Below are 4187 nucleotides of genomic sequence, written 5' to 3'. Positions count from 1 at the left end.
GCCGGCCCGCTGAGCCCGGCGAGCCGCCCCGGCGCCCGGCGCCCGTGTCGGACGCTCGGTTCACAGAGTGTTCCGAGCGTCTGACACGTCCGGGGCGCTCACGGGCGCTCCCCCACGGCGGCGTCGAGGCTGTCCCCGGTGAGGCGCTCGGAGAGCTCCCACACCCGCGCGGCGTCCTGCGGGCTGCGCAGCGGCGCGTACATCCGCTGCTCGGCGGGTGCGCCACCGAGGTTGCCGGGTCCGCTCGGGCCGTAGAGAGCACCGGGCCGGGCGGTGGGATCGGTCGCGGCCATCAGCGCGGGCAGGCCGGCCGTCCGGGCGGTGCCGAGCAGGATGCCGTGCTCGGACAGCCACCGGATCAGCCGGATCTGCGGCGTGTCCTCGCTGCGCCCGAGCTCCGGGCGCGCGGCGAGCAGGCTGGTCGGCGCCACGCCGGGGTGGGAGAGGTTGCTCGTGATGCCCCAGCCGGCCGCCGCGCTGCGCCGCTGCAGCTCCAGGCCGAACAGCCCGAAGGCGATCTTGGACTGGCTGTAGGCGCGCATGCCGTCGTACCCGCGCTCCCAGTTCACGTCGTCCCAGTTGATCGAGCCGCTCCGGGCCGCGACGCTGACCTGCGAGGTCACGCGGGCACGGCCGGCGCGCAGGAGCGGCAGCACCGCGCCGACCAGGGCGAAGTGGCCCAGGTGGTTGGTGCCCGTCTGCAGCTCGAACCCGTCGGCGGTGGTCTGCCGGCTCGGCGGCCGCATCACGCCCGCGTTGTTGATCATGAGGTGGATCGGCTGCCCGTCGGCGCGCAGGGCCTGGCCCAGCGCGGCGACCGATGCCAGCGAGGACAGGTCGAGGCTGCCCGGCACGAGGCGTGCGTCCGGCACGGTGCGCCGGATCGTGGCCATCGCCGCCTCGCCCTTGCGCTGGTTGCGCACGGGCATGAGCACCTCGGCTCCGGCCGCGGCCAGACGGGTGGCCATGACCAGACCCATCCCGTCGCTCGCGCCGGTGATCAGCGCGCGCTTCCCGGCCAGGCTCGGCACGGTGATGTCGATCGGTGTGCGTGACATGGTCCCGCTCCTTCGTGTTGGCGACGTTGGACCCGATCCTCAGCGGCCGGCCGGGACCTATCCAGGGCCTGCCGATCACAGGCTCGGCGGGTCACGGGTCGGCCCCGTAGAGGGGGATCGGCGGGCCGTGGCTCCGCCGTCGCGCACACGGTAGAAAGAGCGGGACTCAACACAAGGGGGCACCGTGATCGATCGCACCGGGTTGGCGGAGTTCCTCCGCCGACGCCGCGAGCTGCTGCAGCCCGAGGACGTCGGGATGCCGCGCGGCCGGCGCCGTCGCACCAGCGGGCTGCGGCGCGAGGAGGTCGCCGTGCTGTGCAACATGTCGACCGACTACTACTCGCGCCTCGAGCGGGAGCGCGGGCCGCACCCGTCGGAGCAGATGATCGCCTCGATCGCGCAGGGGCTGCACCTGTCGCTGGACGAGCGTGACCACCTGTTCCGGCTGGCGGGGCACCAGCCGCCGGTGCGCGGCACCACCAGCGAGCACATCAGCCCCGGGCTGCTGCGCATCCTGGACCGCCTCGACGACACCCCCGCGGAGATCGTCACCGAGCTCGGCGAGACCCTGCGCCAGACGCCGATGGGCGTCGCCCTGACCGGGGACACGACCGGATTCACCGGGCCGGAGCGCAGTATCGGCTTCCGCTGGTTCACCGACCCCGCCACGCGGGAGCTCTACGCGCCGCAGGAGCACGAGTTCCTGACCCGCATGTTCGCCTCGGGCCTGCGTCAGGTCGCGACCGTCCGCGGGCCGGGCTCCCGCGCCGCGCACTACGCGGAGCTGCTCCTGGACCGCAGCGCGGAGTTCCGGCGGGTGTGGGAGGAGCACGAGATCGGCGTCCGCCCGCACGAGGTGAAGCACTTCGTGCACCCCGAGGTCGGGGCGCTGGAGCTGACGTGCCAGTCCCTGCTCGACCCGGACCAGTCGCACCGGCTGCTCGTCTACACGGCCCTGCCCGGCAGCGAGAGCCACGAGAAGCTGCGGCTGCTGTCCGTGCTGGCCCCGCAGGCGGTCCGATGAGCCAGGCCGCCGCCCGTGCCCATACCGTGAGCGAGGTCACGGGACACATCACGTGATTCATGCCACAGCGCTCGTTCCTCTTTTCACAAGCGCGCTATCTTTCAGAGCGTGACTTCTTACCTCCAGACAGCCCCTCGTCCCTCCGAAGAGGTCGACGTCGCGCTGATCGGCGGAGGGATCATGAGCGCCACCCTCGGCGCGCTGCTCACGATCCTCGAGCCGACCTGGCGTGTCGGGATCTACGAGCGCCTCGACGAGGTGGCCCTCGAGTCGTCGAACCCGTGGAACAACGCGGGCACCGGCCACGCCGCCCTCTGCGAGCTGAACTACACCCCGGAGCGCAAGGACGGCTCCGTCGACATCTCCAAGGCGGTGAAGATCAACGAGCAGTTCCACACCTCCCGCGAGTTCTGGAACCACCTGCTCACCGCCGGGCTGATGGAGGGCACCGACTTCATCAACGTCACGCCGCACATGACGTTCGTGCGCGGGGCCGAGAACGTGGACTTCCTGCGCCGTCGCTATGACGCGCTGAGCGCCCACCCGCTGTTCCGCGACATGGAGTTCAGCTCCGACCCCGCCGTCATCGGCTCGTGGGCCCCGCTGATGACGCTGGACCGCGACGCCGACGAGCCCATCGCCGCCACGCGCGCCACGGCGGGCACCGACGTCGACTTCGGCTCGCTCACCAAGAAGCTGATCGGCTTCGCCACCTCGGGCAACACCGAGCTGCACGTGAACCACGAGGTGCGCGGCCTGAAGAAGCTGCGGGACGGCCGCTGGCGCCTCACCCTGAACGACCGCTCCTGGAACGCCGGCACCCGGCGCCGCACCGTGACCGCGAAGTTCGTCTTCGTCGGCGCCGGCGGCGGCGCGCTGCCGCTGCTGCAGGCCTCGGGCATCAAGGAGGCCCGCGGGTACGGCGGCTTCCCGATCTCGGGCGAGTTCCTGCGCACCGCGAACCCCGAGATCGTGGCCCAGCACAACGCCAAGGTCTACGGCAAGGCCGACGTCGGCGCCCCGCCGATGTCCGTGCCGCACCTGGACACGCGCATCGTGGACGGCAAGAGCTACCTGATGTTCGGCCCGTACGCCGGGTTCAGCCCCAAGTACCTCAAGAAGGGCAAGTACCTGGGCCTCATCACGTCGCTGCGCCTGCACAACGTCTTCTCGATGCTCGGCGCCGGTGTGAAGAACCTCGACCTCACCGGCTACCTCGTCGGTCAGGTCGCGGCCGCCCCGGAGACCAAGTTCCACGAGCTGCAGCGCTTCATGCCGACGGCCCAGCCCGCCGACTGGGAGAAGATCACCGCGGGCCAGCGCGTGCAGGTCATCAAGTGGGTCAAGGGCAAGGGTGGCGTGCTGGAGTTCGGCACCGAGGTCGTGGCGTCCGCCGACGGCACCATCGCCGGCCTGCTGGGGGCGTCCCCGGGCGCGTCGACCGCCGTCGCCGCGATGACCGGCCTGCTGGAGCGCTGCTTCCCCGCCGACTACGCGAAGTGGAAGCCGCAGCTCACCTCGATGATGCCGAGCCTCGGCGGCGTCGACTACGACGCGGCCCAGCTCGCCAAGGCGGAGACGGTCCCGGCAGGCGCCTGAGGCCGCACCGGAGCAGTCGAACGTAGGGGTGGTCGCTCTCTCAGCCCCGAGAGAGCGACCACCCCTACGTTCGTCGGGATCGGCGAGGCCGACCGCGGCAGCGGGACCGGTCAGCCGCCCAGCGGGCCCACCGGAAGCTCGCGGAGGCGCGCCAGCGGCGAGACCAGGATGCTCCACGTGGCGAGGCAGTGGACGGCGGCCATGAGCAGGATGGTCTCGCGGACCCCGAGCACCCCACCCAGCCAGCCCGCGACGACGCCGGCCACCGGCATGGTGCCGAAGTTGACCACCTGCATCACCGTCATCACGCGCCCGCGCAGCCCGGCGGGCACGTAGCGCAGGCGCCACGCGTTGCGGACCACGTTGCCCGAGACCACGCACAGGCCGACCAGGAAACCGCCGGCCCCGCTGATCGCCGCGCCCCACCCCGGCAGGCCCGCGCCCACGAGCAGCGCCGTGGGGCCGGAGGCCACGAGCAGCACGGTGGAGGCGCGCCCGCTGCCCAG

At 72.2% G+C, this 4187-nt stretch carries 3 protein-coding genes and 1 pseudogene; 2 read left to right on the top strand and 2 right to left on the bottom strand.

Features of this window, described 5'->3' with window-relative positions; genetic code table 11:
• Positions 1-98 precede the first annotated feature (98 nt).
• Positions 99-1058 (bottom strand): SDR family oxidoreductase, encoded by a 960-nt coding sequence (locus PROKR_RS05705; RefSeq protein ID WP_036960468.1) that lies wholly within the window; start codon positions 1056-1058, stop codon positions 99-101.
• A 184-nt stretch (positions 1059-1242) separates the two neighbouring features.
• Here PROKR_RS05705 and PROKR_RS05700 point away from each other — a divergent pair, with 184 nt between their 5' ends.
• Positions 1243-2082 (top strand): helix-turn-helix transcriptional regulator, encoded by an 840-nt coding sequence (locus tag PROKR_RS05700; protein WP_036960466.1) that lies wholly within the window; start codon positions 1243-1245, stop codon positions 2080-2082.
• Positions 2083-2190: 108 nt separating this feature from the next.
• Entirely contained in the window at positions 2191-3681 is a 1491-nt protein-coding gene (mqo, locus tag PROKR_RS05695; protein ID WP_036960463.1) for a malate dehydrogenase (quinone), read from the top strand.
• A gap of 110 nt (positions 3682-3791) precedes the next feature.
• Here mqo and PROKR_RS33985 read toward each other — a convergent pair.
• Positions 3792-4187 (bottom strand): annotated as a pseudogene (locus PROKR_RS33985) (hypothetical protein); the annotation flags it as partial.

The sequence above is a fragment of the Promicromonospora kroppenstedtii DSM 19349 genome (genome assembly GCF_000515355.1).
Classification (GTDB): Bacteria; Actinomycetota; Actinomycetes; order Actinomycetales; family Cellulomonadaceae; genus Promicromonospora; species Promicromonospora kroppenstedtii.
Note: the sequence above shows the minus strand (reverse complement) of the source record. Positions and strands in the feature narration are given on the sequence as shown.